The sequence below is a fragment of the Allomuricauda sp. ARW1Y1 genome, from assembly GCF_013407935.1.
Lineage (GTDB): Bacteria > Bacteroidota > Bacteroidia > Flavobacteriales > Flavobacteriaceae > Flagellimonas.
The window spans coordinates 136,580-153,191 of record NZ_JACBZU010000003.1; the positions used below are offsets into that span (position 1 = coordinate 136,580).

The following is a 16,612-nucleotide window of genomic DNA, read 5'->3' on the forward strand; positions in this document are numbered from 1 at the left end:
CCGAACCTTTTGGCGGCCCGCTTTGTACAATGGTCCTTCAATCTACATTATTCTCCTAGGGACCATTTTAATTCTACATTCGAGTTGGCTGGGGATACGCGAACATATCCTTGCATCTCTTGGTGCAGTGCCGAACAGAAATCCGTACAGTAGAAGGGCCATACGCCGGCCTGCTTGGGTTCCCAGACCGAGGTTTTCGTCTGTCCGGGCATGATCAACAACTCGGAAGTATTCTGGCCGATCATGGCAAAACCATGGGGTACATCAAAATCCTGTTCGTGGTTGGTGATATGGAAATACACCTTATCGCCTACTTTGATCCCTTCGATATTATCCGGAGTAAAGTGACTTCGGATAGTGGACATGTAGATATGTACCTCGTTGCCATCCCGTACTACCTTTGAATCTACGGGTGATTTTACGGCGTAAGGGTGTTCGTTTTCATCCAATCGATAGATTTTCTTTGATTTTGGGGCTAAAATGTCGGCTGGTATCCCAGCGGCATAATGGGGCTCCCCATGAGTTGGAAAATCATAGATCAATTCCATTTTATCCCCAGAGATATCGTAAATCTGTGCCGAGTGCTCCATTTCTGGGCCAGTGGGCAGATATCGGTCTTTGGTGATCTTGTTCATGGCCACTACGTATTTGCCGAATGGCTTTCTGGAATTACCACCGGGAATCATCAAGTGACCCACAGAGTAGTAGGTGGGCTTTCTGTCGATAACTTCCCAGGTACCCAATTTCCATTTTACAACCTCCGAAGAGATGAAGAACGTGGTGTACGCATTCCCCTTGCCATCAAACTCGGTATGCAATGGCCCAAGGCCACCACTCTTTACCTGTCCTGCCAAAACATCTTCAAAACTCAAGATGGGAATACCATAGGCCTCACCATCAAATTTTTCGCCTTCAATGGCCGCAATCATCTTATCAAAGGAGTGTACGGTTAAGTCTGCGGACAGTTTCCCGTTTCCGATAATATACTGGCCACTTGGGTCCACATCACAACCGTGTGGCGACTTAGGTGTGGGCAAAAAGTACACTGCTCCGGGCACTTTTAGGGGATCCACGGTCAAGACTTCTTTTTTCATGGTCGTTGTGGCCGTGTGACTGCCTTCGTCATACAAGTTGTGTGCATAATTGGCGGGCATTTTGGTGCCACCGCCATTGTTCACGTATTCCTCGATTTTCTTCCAGTTGACCGCAGCAATAAAATCCTTGTCGTTTTGGGAGGCGTTCACCTCTTGTAGGGTGTGCGCTTCCTCGGTATTGTAGGTAGTGAAAAAGAACCAACCATGGGATTTTCCCCTGCCAGGGTGGGAGAGGTCGTAGTTGAAACCGGGCATCAATAATTGGAATTTGAGGTCCATGTGACCATGCTCCGGATCTACACTGATAAAGGACAAAGACCCTTTAAAATTGCTCTTGTACTCATTAATGGGCATATCCCGTTGCGGAATGGGCACGGAAAAACGCGTTCCGGCCACCACATACTCTGTATTTTCCGTAATGAAGGAAGAACTGTGGTTACCCGCACTATTGGGTACTTCGATGATTTCCTCAGTTTCAAAAGTGCTCAGATTGATACGGGCTATCCTTGGGGTGTTGTTACCGTTAATAAAGATCCATCGACCGTCCAATTCCCCATTGGTCTGGGAAATGTCAGGGTGGTGGGCATCATCCCATGGCACAAATCCATGAGAGGTGTTGAGCATAGGTTTGGTTTCTTCGGAATATCCGTACCCAGATGTTGGGAATTGGGAAAAAACAGGAATTTCCTTGAACATTCGTCCAGAAGGCAACCCATACACGGTAAGGTTTCCGCTATATCCTCCGGATAGGAAGGCATAGTATTCGTCCTGCTCTCCTGGAGCTACATATACTTTTTCGGCAGCACTCGAAGAGAGCGCCCCATTGGAACTTTGATTCTGTTGACCGCAAGACGCCAGCATCAATGCCGCACCCAAGGTCAATATAAAAGGGTTTTTGATTTTCATTATATCTAGTTTTACTTGTTTTTGATTTATTATTGGGTAGGAGGCAGGATGACCTTGTCCACCACATGTACAATTCCGTTACCTGCGGAAACACTTGCAATAATCTTTGCGCCACCGACATAGACTTCATTGTCCTTGACTTCGACCGCTACGTTTTGATTATTGGCCTGGCCCAGCTTTTTGAAATTCTTCAAAAAGTCTTTTGAGTAGTTCCCGGGGGTCACGTGATACTTCAGGATATTGGCCAAAGCATCTTTGTTTTCCGGTTTTAGGAGGTCTTCCACTGTCCCAGGGGGAAGCGCATCAAATGCAGCATTGGTAGGGGCAAAAACCATCAATGGTCCAGCATTCACCAATGCATTTTCCAGTTCGGCGGCCTGTACTGCGGCCACGAGCGTACTGTGGTCGGATGACTTCAAGGCAATTTGAAGGATATTCGGCGTAGATGCCTCATCTTCAATAAAGGCCTGTCCCTTGTTGCTTTCCAGAACAGCTTCGTCCTGGGTTGGATTCGTTACCTCTTTTTTCTCTTGAGATTCATTTTTGCAGCTTCCGAGGATTACCGACAGGGCTAATAATCCAAGCATGCTAAGTTTTAAGGTTGATTTCATAAAGTCTATTTTAAAGTTCTAAAGTATTCGAGGATTGCCCTTGCCTGATCTTCGGTAAGTCCTTGATTGGACATGGGCGATCCATTGAATTCCTTTAACAGATCTTTGGCCAAAGGGTCTTTTTGAACCATTTCTTGGGGATTCAAAATCATGTTCATTACCCATTCCGGGGTTCTTCTTTCCAAAATGCCATTGGGCGGTGGACCGATGAATTTTTTTCCGATCCTATGGCAGGCCAAGCACATTTGGTCATACACTTTTTGGCCTTCTGCCGCCATGGCTTGGTCGATTTCCGGGGCTAGGTCAACCGATTTAACGGGCCCTACACCTTTGGTGGACAGGTCGACCCTTTCGGAAGCTTTTACCACATCTGTTGAGGTCGGTGCGGGCTGTTCCGTGGGAGCCTTTTTGCGTTCCACACTAAAACCCTCATCCTTTTTTGATTCTTTTTTTCCTCCACATGCCATCATGATGAGGGCGAGTAGAAGTGTTATTCCTTTTATGGTTGCTTTCATGGTATAAATGATTATGAATTATCGTTCAAAAGTATAGTGGTCAAAACACCTATAACATGATTTAAGTCATAAAAAGGATAAAAATATCTTTTAATCTTTGATTTCTATTTAAAACAATGCTTTCCAACTCATCAAAATATGCCATAAAAGGAGTGCTATATCTGGCGCTGAACTCTGATGAGGACCATAAGATCATGGTGAGGGATATTTTTGATGCCGTTCATGTTCCCGAAGCTTATTTGGCCAAATTATTACAAGAGCTTTCCAAGAAAGGGGTTATTTCTTCCATGCGAGGCCCCAAGGGAGGTTTTTATCTCAGCGAGGAAGACCGAAAGGGTACTTTGATGGATATTGTTCGCGTTATCGATGGCGAGAAAAGGGTACATTCCTGTGTTATGGGCAGTCGAAGCTGTGATGTGAACAATCCATGCGTACTCCACAAACATGTGGGGGACACAACTTCCAACTTCATCAAGGTGTTGGAGCAGACCACCATTCTCGACCTAATTGAAGGAAAGCGCGATGTGGAAGAGTTTTTTCCATCTTAGTCAAAGTGATGTAAAAACCATCGACTTCCCGTATTTTTGTTTGGAATCTTGCAATCGATTTCAATGTACGACCAAAGTCTGCCATCGAAATGTTATTCTAAAATAGATACTTTGAAGTCGGTTTTTTGGATGAACAGATTCAAAAACCTTTATTGAACAAACCTTGCAGCATGCTATTTAGGCTCTTATCCATCGCATTGTGCCTCATCTGTTTTTCGGCTAACGGACAGCAATTATTGCCGCCTATCCAAAACTTCCGATTATTGGACTACAATGGGGGCAGTAAAAATTGGGATGTTTCTGTCAACACCAATGGAGAACTCTTTGTGGCAAACAACAAAGGTCTTTTGCATTACAACGGTGAGGAATGGTCCCTCAATAAACTTCCCAACAATACCATCATTCGCTCCGTGGAATGCATAGGTGATAGGGTGTACACGGGTTCCTACGAAGAATTTGGATACTGGACCAAGAATGAGTTTGGAGATTATGGGTATACCTCGCTGACCCATTTGATCAAGGGCCACACCTTTACCAGCGAGGAGTTTTGGGAAATTTTTCCATCGAAGGATGGTAAGGTGATGTTCCGTTCGTTTTCTTCCATCTATGCCTATTCAAATGAGGCCATAACCGTGGTGGAGCCTCCATTTGTGGTGTCGGATTTTATTGAATTCGACAATAGGCTCATCGTCGCGGCGGGGACAATCGGACTTTATGAAATAAAGGAGGGACATCAAATTGCCTTACCCAATCAAGAGCTTCTGGCAGGCAAGACCGTGAATGACATGACCATTTTCAATGACCAGCTCTTGATCGGAACCAAATTGCATGGTTGTTTCCTGTATGATGGAAATACACTAAAACCTTGGTCTGCTCCCATAAACGATGAACTCAAACAACACCAATTGAACAAGATTACCTTTTTGGACCATGGATTTTTGGGATTTGGGACCATTAAAAATGGGATGTACCTCTACGATTCCAACAAACGCACGTACCGCATTCTCAATCGCGAGTCAGGTCTGCAAAACAATACGGTATTGTCTTCCATGGTCTTTAATGAACAATTATGGTTGGGATTGGACAATGGTATCGCACGGGTGCAGCTTAACAATCCGATATCCTACTACACGGATTATACAGGAACCTTGGGTATGGTCTACGATATTGCCTGGTTCAACGAAAAGTTGTTTTTGGGAAGCAATACGGGAGTGTTTTATTTTGATGGAAACCAACTCCAGTTTGTTAAGGGTTCCCAAGGCCATGTTTGGGATTTGGAGGTGGTGGAGGGCGATTTGCTCTGTGGGCATAATACGGGTACCTACAAGGTTACGGAGAATCGTTTTGAAAAGATCAGCGACATTTCTGGAGGATACCAATTGATCAAGGTCCCCGACCAAAATGCCACATATGTCCAAGGAACCTACAATGGCCTGGCAAGATTTCAAAAAATGGGCAACGGTAGGTGGAACGTGACCAAAATTCAAGGATATGATGCTCCAATAAAACAACTGTGTTTTGAAACGCCCAACATTCTTTGGGTGGCCCATCCGTACAAAGGTTTTTACAGGGCACATTTCGCTAGTACCGAGTATGACCGCTTGGATGAGCTTCAGGAGTTTACGCACCAAGATGCACCCAGTGAATACAATGTAAAACTCTACAACATTAAAAACCATATCGTACTTAACAGTGAGGGGCAATGGTATACGTACAATCCCATTACCGATCGGATGGAAGCCTTCGAAGAATTCAGAAACTATCGGGGAAAGGAATTGCTCTTTTTCGATGATTCCTATTATTGGTTTGTGGATGATGATGAACAAAAAGCCATCATTTACACCAATCTCAAAGCTGATAGCCTGATGATAACGGACCTTCCGTTGCGCGAGCGATTGGCTCCAGATTCCCAAAATGTGGTGAAGATCAATGACAGTATTTCATATATCACTTTAACGGACGGTTTTGCCAAGGTCACCGATCCCGGATTCAAGCGTTTTTCCGATCTTCAAAACCTTCCGGTTCCTTATTTTGAGGTATTGCTTGATCAAAAGACCAAACACTCGGTTGTTGATGGTCTCGTTGAGATTCCGTTCAAGGATTCTCAGGCAATTACCGTTGAAGTGGTATCCCCAGAGTATATCTCACCTCATTTTTACTATGAATTGGAAGGGCCAAAGGAATATTCGGAATATACTGAAAGTGGTGCCATCAATTTTCAAAACCTGCCTTTCGGAGAATATATTCTTCGAGTTGCGACCGCGGGCATGGACAATTCCGTCTCCGAGTTCAATACATTGCGCTTCGAAATTGCCCCACCTTGGTACTTTTCATGGTGGAGCCTTTTTCTCTACGCAGCATTGGGGCTATTGGCCGTATACATTGTGAGAGGTTACAATAGGAGAAAATTGGACCGGAAGCATCGCGAATTGGAAGAGCGCATGGTTAGGGAGCAAAAGGAGCGTATGGCCAAGCTGGAAAAGGAGGAACTCGCCAAGGAAATCAAACTGAAAAAGAACGAGCTGGCCAGCACCACCTTGAACATCGCCCGAAAGAACGAGATGATGTTGGAATTAAAGAACATGTTGGTGATGAACAAGGATAAGTTTCCGAATTCCCAGCGGTACCGATCTTTTATCAAGCAGCTTAATAGTTCCATTGAGGATAAGGAAGATTGGAAACGTTTCGAGGTTAATTTTAAGGAGCTACATCAGGATTTTTTCGAAAGATTGCTCAAATCCTATCCTTCCTTGACTCCAAAAGATCTTAAACTATGCGCCTACCTGAAGATGAACCTGACCACAAAGGAGATTGCACCATTAATGGGAATTACCATAAGGGGTGTTGAAATACATCGCTATCGCTTACGGAAAAAACTGGATATGGACAGTTCGGAAAACCTTTCCAATTTCCTTATCACTTTTTAGAGGCTCAATACTTACCTTTTTAGTGCCGTTTTAGTCAATTTTCGAACTACATCAACACTACATCACAATGTTAATTCTTTTTACATCAATGCTGCATGGAACTACTGCAAACGTCGTGAAATAAGGCTTTCCAGTGATTCTTTAAATGATGTATTTTTTATGTATGCCCATATCTCCCCAAACCTTTAACGCTTTGTTAATTTAGTAAAAATCTAACTCAATTTTTGCACAATTATGAAAATTAAAAGCAAACTATTGCTAATGTCGTTTTTGTTGTTTCAAGGGCTTCTCTTGGCACAAAACAATATAACGATTTCGGGAACGGTTCTGGACAGTCAGGGTCAACCGTTGCCAGGGGCAAGCGTGGTGCTACAAGGCACTACTACAGGAATCCAAACGGACTTTGATGGAAACTATCGTTTGGAGAATGTTCCAAGTAACGGAACTTTGGTCTTCAGTTACGTTGGATTTACCACTCAAAACATACCCATTACCAATAGAACCACTATTGATGTCACGCTGCAGGAAGACACCCAGAGCTTGGACGAGGTGGTCGTTGTAGGATATGGAACACAAAAGAAAGCCGATTTAACGGGTTCCATTGCGACAGTGGATGCCGAGGAAATCGAAAAAACACCATCTGCCAACCCCGTGCAATCACTACAAGGTAAGGTAGCCGGTGTGCAAATAGTTACGCCGGGCTCGCCAGGTGCCTCTCCTACGGTTAGAATTCGTGGATTGGGTACCTATTCCGATGCTACCAGCCTATTGTATGTAGTGGATGGTATGTTCTACAGCAACATCGATTTTTTGAACCCCAATGATATCAAATCGATGAACGTCCTAAAGGATGCTTCATCTTCAGCTATTTATGGGGTGAGGGCTGCCAACGGTGTAATCATTATTGAAACCAAGTCGGGCGGAAAAAATAGGAAGCCAAGTATCGAGTACAATGGATATACCGGGGTTCAACGGGCACAGAACGTTTTGCAAATGGCCAACGCCGAACAATTTGTAACCATGGCCGTGGAATCTGGATCACAGGCAGATGTACAGTTTATCCTAAATGCCATGCAGCGCTTTGGTAGGAGCAGGGTTAACCCCAATGTTCCCGATGTGAACACAGATTGGTACGATGAGATCATTCGCGATGGATTGATACAGAACCACAGTATAAGCGTTACCGGTGGCACGGAGAACGTATCCTACTCCTTGGGAACCAACTACTTCTCCCAAGAAGGTCTTTTGGATATGAAAAATGAATACGAAAGGTTCAACATACGTTCCAAACTGGACGTGGATATTATGGACAACCTTAGAATGGGTGTCAATACCGTTTTTAGTAATGCCACACAGCAGACTCCAGAAAACTCTGCATGGTTCAAGGCATATTTTGCCGTTCCGATTCTTCCCATTTTTGATGACCTGAATACCGAGGCAACGCCGACCCGCTACGCCAATGCACAGGCCCTGGGCTACAGGGGAACGCAAAACCCTTTCCCCGATATGGATTACAACGACAACAGGTTGAAAATCCGTAAGCTCTTGGCCAATATCTATTTGGAAACCGACTTGATCAAGGATAAACTTACCTTTAAGACCGCTTATAATGTCGATTTTTCCGCCCTTGAGGAGCGCTATGTAAACCTACCCTACAATATGGGCTTTGGTGATCAACGTATATCGTCGATCAATAGAAGGCAAAACAATTTCTTCAATCAGATTTGGGACAACCTTCTGACCTATACCGATACCTATGCCGAAGACCACAATGTAACCGTTCTGGCCGGTACATCCTTCAGGGATGAGGCGGCCAATAGGTTCCAGGCCACAGGTACTGATATTGCCGGAATCAATTATGAAACATCTCGGTATCTGGATTTTGCCGATCCGTTGTCCTTCAACAATAACGTCGGGGAAAACAACCAAAGAATCTATGGACAATCCTATTTTGGAAGGGTTTCCTATAACTTTAAAAACCGTTATCTTTTATACGGAACCTTTAGGGCAGATCGCTCGTCCAAATTCACTAAGGAGCAATGGGGCTATTTCCCTTCCGTTGGTGCAGGCTGGGTGATTTCACAGGAGCCTTTCATGGAAAATGTTGGTTTCTTTGACTTTTTAAAGGTAAGAGCCGCTTGGGGCCGTTTAGGGAACGACAATGTTCCTGCAAGCTCAGGGGCCAATACCATTTCCAATCAAACGGTTGACCTTGGCGATACGCCCAACACGGGGGTTACCGCTACCAGTACTTTTACAGACCTGACTTGGGAAGTAGTGGAAGAATTGGATTTCGGTTTCAATATGAACATATTGAACAACCGATTATCCGTTGAAGCCGATTACTATATCCGTGATACGGAGGATGCCATTATGCCCGTCTATATTCCGATTGCCAATCAGACGGTATCAAGGAATTCGGGCGTTATCCGTAACTCCGGGGTTGAGGTGGCCCTCAACTGGAGTGATCAGATTGCTCCCGATTTCACCTACACCGTGGGTGCCAACTTCACCACGGTCAAGAACGAAGCTATACAAATTGAGGATGAAAGCGGCTATATCGATTCTGGTTCGGCCGAGTTTAGACAACGGACCATCGAAGGGGAGCCCTTATATGCTTTCTATGGATACGAAACCGTAGGAGTCTATCAAAACCAGGCCCAAATTGATGCCGACCCAGTTGCACAGAATGCAATTGCGGAAGGACAGGACATTCAGCCCGGGTACTTTATATTTAAGGATAGGGATGGTGATGGCGCCATTACCGATCAGGATAGGACCGTATTGGGTTCTTTCCTTCCAAAATTCACCTATGGAGGTAATATTGGACTTAATTATAAGGACTTCGGATTCTCCATGAATTTCTACGGACAGTCAGGAAACAAAATCCTGAACAGAAAAAGGGGAGAGGTCATTTTTACAAACGATACCAACATGGATGCCGACCTGGCCAAAAACCGTTGGAATGGGGAAGGCTCCACCAATAGCTATCCTTCTTCCGCAGGACTAAGGGACAGTTGGAACCAAAGGTTGAGCAACTTTTGGGTAGAGGACGGTGACTTCTTCAGAATACAGAACATACAATTGGCATACACGCTTCGCGGCGATAAACTAAAGGGTAACATGCCCGACTTTAAGTTCACATTGACCGCGGAGAGGCCATTGACCATTTTCAGCTACAATGGATTCAATCCAGAAGTTTCAGACGGGGTCGACAGACAAACTTACCCTGTACCGGCAATTTACACCGTTGGTGTTAATGTTAAACTATAAAAAAGAAAATTGAGATGAAAAACAGTAACCTTTTATATCGAACAGTATTCATACTGATTGCGATGCTTACCATCCAATCATGTTCTGACAAGTTTGAAGACAGGGAAGGTCAGCTTAATGCAGACGACCTGGATTATTCGGCAACCGAAGATATGGTGCAAGCCTTGATCGGATCTTACTATGTGATTGCCACTAGGGGATGGGAGGAGCCCTTGCTGCTCTCCGTTCGTGGTGACGATGTGAACGCCGGAGGACTTGGGGACCAGCAACCCTTTGCCGATACCGACAATTACGTTTATGCGCAAGGATATTGGATGTACAATTCCCTTTGGAACGTGCACTATGGCGACATTGTTCAGCTGAACACCGAAATTGAGCTGATAGAGAACTTTAAGGATTTTGCCGATGAGAGCGGAAAGGAAACCGCCGACCAATACATTGCCGAAATAAAGGTAATGCGCGCTTGGCTGCACTTTAACCTGGCAAGGGTTTGGAGCGATGTGTTCATCATAGAATCCACACAACCAGATGCCGAAATCGCCAATGGACCTGCTACCAAGGAAGAGATAATGCAATACATCTCGGACCAAATGGACGAAGCCATTCCATTGTTACCGAATTTGAGACCCAACGAACGAACCGACATACCAGGAGGGGTGACCCGCTACACGGCATACGCCCTAAAAGCTATGGCCCAAATGGAAATGGAGAATTATCAGGGGATGGCCGATGCCTGTGCGGCGATCATCAATTCCAATAAGTTTTCGTTGTACCCAGATTTTTATAACCTGTTCAAAAAACCGGGAGAGCTAAGCGATGAGAGCTTGTTCGAGCTACAGTTTTCCGATTACGGTTCCAGTACAGGGGATGTGTTTTATCACCTCTATGCACCCTTTGGTCCACAGGGATGGAGCCCGGCCAGGGAAAATGCTTCAGGGGGATGGGGCTTTTATGAGCCCAGCATGAAGTTTATCAAATTTATGTTGGATAGAAACGAAGCCGTTCGTTTGGAGACAAGTGTTCTTTGGACCGATCGTGGGATAGCCGAATTGCAGAACGACCCCAACTATTCGACACTCCCATCTTTTGTGAGCAATACCACAAGGGATGGTGATGTGATCAATGACTATGCCAGGGCACTGTTTGCCAGTGGTAAACACTACCTTCCATCAGTGCAGCTTACCGAACAAAGAAACGATTATGGTGGCGGTAAAAACATGATCGTAATCCGCTATGCCGAAATATTGTTGATGTACGCCGAAGCCTTGACAAGGGGAGCGACCGGTTCCGGTATGACAGCGGACCAAGCAGTGAATCTGGTCCGAAACAGAGCGGGAATGCCATCATTGTCCGGTGTATCCTCTAGCGATGTCATGGACGAAAAGTTTGCCGAACTGGGTATGGAATGGGGAATCCGTTACTACGATATGATCCGTCTGGACAATTACGGGGAGCTCAGTTACGATGGCAGATCATTTACGGCCGATAAAGAACTATTGCCATACCCACAGGCCCAGTTGGATGCCCTTCCATCTTTGGGAGGTAGCACTGGCAACGATTAAACTAACTAAATAAACAACACAAGATGAAAAATACAGTAAAATCCATAATGATGCTTTTGGGGCTTCTGGTGGTTTCCTGTAACGAAGGAATCGACCCCATAACGGCAGTGGATGCAGGAGTGGATGAAACCGCTCCGCAGGTAACCATTACTTATCCGACCGAAGGAGTGGAGCTCATGCCCTTTGAAGAGGAGACATCCATAGACATCACCTTTGAAGTTACCGATGATATCGAAGTGGTCAATGTGACCGTTGCGATGGATGGTTCGCAAATAGCGGCTTTCAACACCTTTAAAGACTACCGCATCGTACTGGAGGAAGTTACTTATGATGGATTGGGCAATGGGGACCACACCGTATCGGTCTCTGCTACCGATGCCGAAGGAAAGACCACAACAAAGGAAGTAAACTTTGCCAAACTGGCGCCCTATAGTGCCCAGTTCGACGGTGAGGTGCTGTACATGCCGTTCAATGCAGATTATATGGACTTCATTAGTTTCGAGGAAGCCGGGGAAGTGGGCAATCCAGGTTTTGCTGGAGATGCCTTCTTGGGAGCCGATGCTTTTCAGGGCGCACAGGATTCCTACCTGACTTTTCCTATGGAAGGACTTAAGAGCACAGAGTTCAGTGCCGCTTTCTGGTACAAGGTAAATCCAACGCCGGATAGGGCTGGAATATTGGTCGTTGGCGACAATGCCGACGATAGAAACCAGGGATTCCGTCTCTTTCGGGAAGGAAATGCCGATGAACAACGGATCAAATTGAATGTGGGTACCGGTACTGCAGAAAGCTGGAATGATGGAGGAGTTATTGATGTGACTGCTGGCCAATGGGTGCACATTGCAGTTTCCATATCCCAAACACAGAGTACCATCTATTTCAATGGGGTTGAAATGTTGAGCGCCGACCTTCAGGCACCTATCGATTGGACAGGTTGCGAGGAATTGCATATTGGTTCCGGAGGGCCAACCTTCGACTATTGGAACCATGGCTATGACGCCAGTCAAATGGACGAACTTCGTATTTTCAACAAAGCCCTGTCGCAAAGCGATGTACAGATTATGATGAATGCGGCCAACCCTTACATGCCACAATATGATGGGGAGTCGTTCTACATGCCGTTTGATGGGGACTACATTGATTTGGTCGGAAGTAAGGCAGCCACCCAAGTAGGTTCGCCAAGCTTTACCGATGAAAGTCAAGTTGGTGATCAGGCTTATTTGGGAGCTACCGATTCCTATATCAACTATCCGGCAGAAGGATTAATGACTACGGAGTTTAGTGGATCATTCTGGTATAAGGTCGATGCCAACCCCGATAGGGCCGGAATCATTACCATTGGTGATGATGCCGCAGACCGTTTCCAAGGCTTCCGACTGTTCCGTGAAGGAAATGCCGATGAGCAGCGCATCAAGCTGAATGTAGGAACAGGAGCCGGAGAAAGCTGGAACGATGGCGGAGTAATCGATGTAACTGCTGGCGAATGGGTGCATATTGCCTTTACCATATCAAACAGTGAAAGTGTCATCTATTTTAATGGGGTAGAGATGCTATCCTCGGCCATGTCGGCACCTATCGATTGGACTGGCTGTGATACCTTCACCATAGGTGCAGGTGGACCAACCTTTGACTATTGGGGACATGAATCAGATAACAGTATCATAGATGACCTTAGATTTTACAGCAAATCGCTTTCTCCAGAAGAAGTAGCTGAGGTTTTTGGAGGAGAGGTAGCACCACAGAATTTTGGATCTACGCTCTATATGCCTTTTGATGGTTACAATGTGGATGACAATTCAGGAGTAGCGGCTACCGTGGTCGGTACACCCGGTTTCGCAGGAGAATCTGCCGTTGGTAGCGATGCCTATGCGGGCGCAACAGATGCCTATTTGACTTTTCCAATTGATGGATTGTTTGCAAATCAGTTTAGTGGGGCCTTTTGGTACAAGGTCAATGCCGATCCAGACAGGGCAGGGATCCTAACCGTGGCTCCTCCAATGATCGGCACCGACAACGACCTTTCCGCAGGCTTTAGGCTTTTCAGGGAAGGAAACGCCGACGAACAGCGTATCAAATTGCACGTGGGCACGGATGCAGGGGACGTTTGGAACGATGGAGACCTTATCAATGCAACCTTGGATGAGTGGGTGCATGTAGCCTTTACCGTTACGGAAACGCAAACACTCATTTACCTCAATGGAGAACCTGTAGTCAATACAGGCGATATGGACGGAAAGACCATCAGCTGGGAAAACTGCTCCATTCTATCCATAGGCTCAGGAGCACCCAACTTTAGTGGTTGGAACCATCTTTCCGACCTAAGCTATATCGATGAGCTATACCTTTTCGATAGGGTGTTGACCCAAGAGGAGATTCAAGAAATTATAAATAATTAATGTGCCAGTCACCAATTAGTTGAGTTAGTTTAGTTTATGAGGTTAATTTTAATTCCATTGGCCGTTGTCACCTTATTCATAGGGTGCAATGGCCAAAAAACAAAGAAAGAGAACAACAAATCACAGGAACAAAAGAGGGACAGTTTGGCCATAGCCGACGAAGCCCTCTTGGATTCCCTGCAATATCAGACCTTCAATTATTTTTGGGATGGGGCAGAACCTACATCGGGTCTTGCCCGGGAACGAATCCACTTGGACGGCATCTATCCCAATCACGATAAGGATATCATAACCACTGGAGGCTCCGGTTTCGGACTCATGGCCATTTTGGTAGGCGTGGAACGTGGTTTTATTACTCGGGAACAAGCATTGGAGCGATATGAACGTATTGTTGACTTTTTGGAAAAAGCGGATCGCTTTCATGGAGCTTGGCCACATTGGTTATTGCCATCGGGCAAGGTGACCCCTTTCAGTAAAATGGACAATGGTGGAGACTTGGTGGAGACCGCCTTTTTGGTCCAAGGCTTATTGACCGTACAGGCCTATTTTAAAAATGGCAGTGAACGGGAACAACAATTGGCAGATAAGATTCAAACACTTTGGGAAGGTGTGGAATGGGATTGGTACACCAAAAATGGCGAGGATGTACTGTATTGGCATTGGAGCCCAGAATACGAATGGAAAATGGACTTTCCCGTAGGTGGCTACAATGAGGCTCTGATCATGTACATTTTGGCAGCTGCATCTCCCACGCATTCCATTGAAAAATCAGTTTACGAAAAAGGTTGGGGAGTTGATGGCAATATCAGCAAGGATACCATTTATTATGGACTGGAAACCGAAATGAACCATTACCAGCACAGTGATGCCCCGGTGGGACCGTTATTTTGGGCGCATTATTCTTATCTAGGCTTGAATCCAAAAGGATTAAAGGACCAATTTGGGGATTATTGGAAATTGAATCAAAACCATGCGTTGATCCATTACAAATATGCTGTGGACAACCCAAAAGAGTTTAAGGGATATGGAGAAAATTGCTGGGGTTTGACTTCCAGTTATTCAACAAAAGGATATGCAGGACACCGCCCAGGATTGGATTTAGGGGTGATTTCCCCGACCGCGGCACTGTCTTCCATGCCCTACACTCCAGAGGAGAGCAAACAGTTTCTGCGATTCATGTACAATGAACAGGATAGTTTAATCGGCAAGTATGGCCCTTACGATGCCTTTAGTTTGGATAAAGATTGGTACCTGCCCAGATACTTGGCCATTGACCAGGGACCTATTCCCGTGATGGTGGAAAATTACCGAACTGGATTGTTCTGGAAACTGTTCATGTCCAATGAGGAAGTACAGCAAGGTTTACGAAAACTGGGTTTTGAAAACCCTTCTATGGAACCTGCCAATGATTAAAAAAGTCGCATCCATTTTACTTGCCGCCACTTGGATACTGTCCTGTGGTGGAGGTGATGATTATACCTACGTTCCAAAGGAACCCGAACTGCCGGGCAACGGTTCTGATGATCCGGTGGAACCTACCATTTCCGATGAGGAACTATTGGACCTTACACAAGAAACCACCTTTCGTTATTTTTGGGATTACGCCGAGACCAATTCGGGAGGAGCTAAGGAACGTTATCATCCAAACGAACCCGGTAGGGATTCCCAAGTGGTCACCGCAGGAGGCACTGGATTTGGCTTGATGGCCATCTTGGTAGGGATAGAAAGGGGATTTATTTCCAGGTCCGAAGGATTGGAACGTTTGAATACCTTGTTGGACTTTTTGGAGAATGCAGATCGCTTTCACGGAGCTTGGTCCCATTGGATCAACGGATCTACAGGGGCCGCAATACCGTTTAGCGATTTGGACGATGGTGGGGATTTGGTGGAAACCGCTTTTTTGGCACAAGGGCTTATTTGCATAAAAGAATACTTCAAGGATGGCTCGGAAGCGGAACAAATCTTGGCCCAACAGGCCGATGACCTATGGAAAGGAGTGGAATGGGATTGGTATACCCAAAACCAAAACGTGCTTTATTGGCATTGGAGCCCAAACCATGGTTTTGATATCAACTTACCGTTGAAAGGGTATAACGAGGTGCTTATTGCCTATGTAATGGCAGCGGCATCGCCCGAATTTGGCATTGAAAAAGAGGTAAATTCCAATGGTTGGGCCTCCGGTGGAGGTATTCGCTCTTCCAATACGCAATACGGATATCCACTATTGGTGCGTCATAATGGCTCCGAACAGTTTGGCGGGCCCTTGTTCTGGGCCCACTATTCCTATTTGGGACTAGATCCCCGAAACCTTTCCGATGATTATGTGGATTATTGGGAAGTGAACGTGAACCATACCATGATCAATTACGAATACTGCATTGCCAATCCCGATTCCTATCAGGACTATGGGGAAGATTGTTGGGGGTTGACCGCCAGTTATTCTCGAAACAGCGATGGAAGCTTAGGGTATAATGCCCATAGCCCCAGTAATGATACGGGGGTCATATCACCCACGGCAGCCATCAGTTCCATTCCATATGCACCAGAAGAATCTTTGGCCGCTATGCACTATTTTTATAGGAATAGGGATGATTTGTTGGGACCTGCCGGTTTTTATGACGCCTTTAGTCCCGAGTATAATTGGGTAGCAGAAGCCTATTTGGCCATAGATCAAGGTCCACAAATCATCATGATTGAAAACTATCGGACCGGATTGCTTTGGAACCTGTTTATGGGTAACGAAGATATTCAAGCTGGTTTGACCAAACTCGGATTTTGAT

The 16,612-nt window shown here is 45.6% G+C and carries 10 protein-coding genes; 7 read left to right on the top strand and 3 right to left on the bottom strand.

The window, feature by feature from the left end; all coding sequences use genetic code 11:
* Nucleotides 1-47: 47 nt before the first annotated feature.
* The 3 genes from nosZ to GGE08_RS09640 all read right to left on the bottom strand — a co-directional run bounded on the left by nosZ (nt 48) and on the right by GGE08_RS09640 (nt 3,126).
* On the bottom strand, nt 48-1,955 hold the full coding sequence (gene nosZ, locus GGE08_RS09630) for a Sec-dependent nitrous-oxide reductase (RefSeq protein ID WP_257024013.1): 1,908 nt from the start codon (nt 1,953-1,955) through the stop codon (nt 48-50).
* Nucleotides 1,956-2,029: 74 nt separating this feature from the next.
* Nucleotides 2,030-2,611, bottom strand: coding sequence for a fasciclin domain-containing protein (locus tag GGE08_RS09635; RefSeq protein WP_179384684.1), 582 nt, complete (start codon nt 2,609-2,611; stop codon nt 2,030-2,032).
* A gap of 5 nt (nt 2,612-2,616) precedes the next feature.
* Nucleotides 2,617-3,126, bottom strand: a complete 510-nt coding sequence (locus GGE08_RS09640; protein ID WP_179384685.1) for a cytochrome c — start codon at nt 3,124-3,126, stop codon at nt 2,617-2,619.
* Nucleotides 3,127-3,242: 116 nt separating this feature from the next.
* Here GGE08_RS09640 and GGE08_RS09645 point away from each other — a divergent pair, with 116 nt between their 5' ends.
* From GGE08_RS09645 to GGE08_RS09675, 7 genes are all read left to right on the top strand, one after another.
* The gene (locus GGE08_RS09645; RefSeq protein WP_179384686.1) at nt 3,243-3,674 is read left to right on the top strand and encodes an RrF2 family transcriptional regulator; all 432 of its coding nucleotides are present in this window, start codon (nt 3,243-3,245) and stop codon (nt 3,672-3,674) included.
* Between the two features lie 170 nt (nt 3,675-3,844).
* A complete protein-coding gene (locus GGE08_RS09650) occupies nt 3,845-6,601 on the top strand; it encodes a Two component regulator three Y domain-containing protein (RefSeq protein ID WP_179384687.1) in 2,757 nt (918 codons plus the stop codon).
* 234 nt (nt 6,602-6,835) lie between these two features.
* Nucleotides 6,836-9,874 (top strand): TonB-dependent receptor, encoded by a 3,039-nt coding sequence (locus GGE08_RS09655; RefSeq protein ID WP_179384688.1) that lies wholly within the window; start codon nt 6,836-6,838, stop codon nt 9,872-9,874.
* Between the two features lie 14 nt (nt 9,875-9,888).
* Entirely contained in the window at nt 9,889-11,436 is a 1,548-nt protein-coding gene (locus GGE08_RS09660) for a RagB/SusD family nutrient uptake outer membrane protein (RefSeq protein ID WP_179384689.1), read from the top strand.
* Between the two features lie 23 nt (nt 11,437-11,459).
* Nucleotides 11,460-13,832 (top strand): LamG-like jellyroll fold domain-containing protein, encoded by a 2,373-nt coding sequence (locus GGE08_RS09665; protein ID WP_179384690.1) that lies wholly within the window; start codon nt 11,460-11,462, stop codon nt 13,830-13,832.
* A gap of 36 nt (nt 13,833-13,868) precedes the next feature.
* On the top strand, nt 13,869-15,245 hold the full coding sequence (locus GGE08_RS09670) for a glucoamylase family protein (RefSeq protein ID WP_179384691.1): 1,377 nt from the start codon (nt 13,869-13,871) through the stop codon (nt 15,243-15,245).
* On the top strand, nt 15,238-16,611 hold the full coding sequence (locus tag GGE08_RS09675) for a glucoamylase family protein (RefSeq protein WP_179384692.1): 1,374 nt from the start codon (nt 15,238-15,240) through the stop codon (nt 16,609-16,611). The genes GGE08_RS09670 and GGE08_RS09675 overlap by 8 nt, the downstream gene beginning before the upstream one ends.
* Nucleotide 16,612 lies beyond the last annotated feature (1 nt).